The organism is Anaerostipes butyraticus (genome assembly GCF_016586355.1).
In the GTDB taxonomy this organism is placed as follows: Bacteria; Bacillota; Clostridia; order Lachnospirales; family Lachnospiraceae; genus Anaerostipes; species Anaerostipes butyraticus.
The window spans coordinates 1-713 of sequence record NZ_BLYI01000017.1 but is presented as its reverse complement, the minus strand read 5'-3'; the positions used below and the strand labels follow the sequence as shown (position 1 = coordinate 713).

The 713-nt window shown below is 47.8% G+C and carries 1 protein-coding gene; it reads right to left on the bottom strand.

Annotated elements, in window-relative coordinates; all coding sequences use genetic code 11:
• Positions 1–354 precede the first annotated feature (354 nt).
• Positions 355–713 (bottom strand): hypothetical protein (locus tag JMF81_RS03740; protein WP_201310134.1); only part of this gene is annotated, 359 nt, incomplete at its 5' end.

Sequence of the window (713 nt, the reverse complement as noted above, 5' to 3'; positions counted from 1 at the left end):
TTTTTCACTCCTGGGAGGTGGTCGTCCCTGAGGTTTCTCCTCCTCTCTCTGTTTTTTATATTCTGAGAGGACTTTCCCTCAAAGATTTCTCCTCCTTTTACTGATTTATTTCTCCTGGGAGGTTCTTTCTTCACGATTATATCCTCCTTTATAAGTATTTTGATCCATAGGAGGCTTTCTCTCCAAATTTATTTCCTCCTATGTAAGCTTCTTGACTCGGCAGGAGGTTCCTTCTCTAAATTTCTCTCCTCCCATCTGAACTTCTTGACTCACAGGAGCTAATTTTCTCTCAAAGCCATCCTCTTGTATTTATTTTTTATATTTCAGGGGGTAATTCTCCTGAAATTTCTCCTCCTATATGAGCTTCTTGACCCACAGGAGGCTTTCTTCCCAGAAGTCATCCTCCATATATTTATTTTTAAATCCTGGGATGCTTCTGCCCGGAAAACTTTCTTTACGGCTGGCGCCTGATCTCCTTTTGTACCAGACTGCAAGCCATTCTGCCAGTCTCGCTCTCGCTCGCTGGCACGGCTGGCGCCAAATCCCTTCTGGCCAGACTACAGGCCATTCTGCCAGTCTCGCTCTCGCTCGCTGGCACGGCTGGCGCCAAATCCCTTCTGGCCAGACTACAAGCCATTCTGCCAGTCTCGCTCTCGCTCGCTGGCACGGCTGGCGCCAAATCCCTTCTGGCCAGACTACAAGCCATTCTGCCA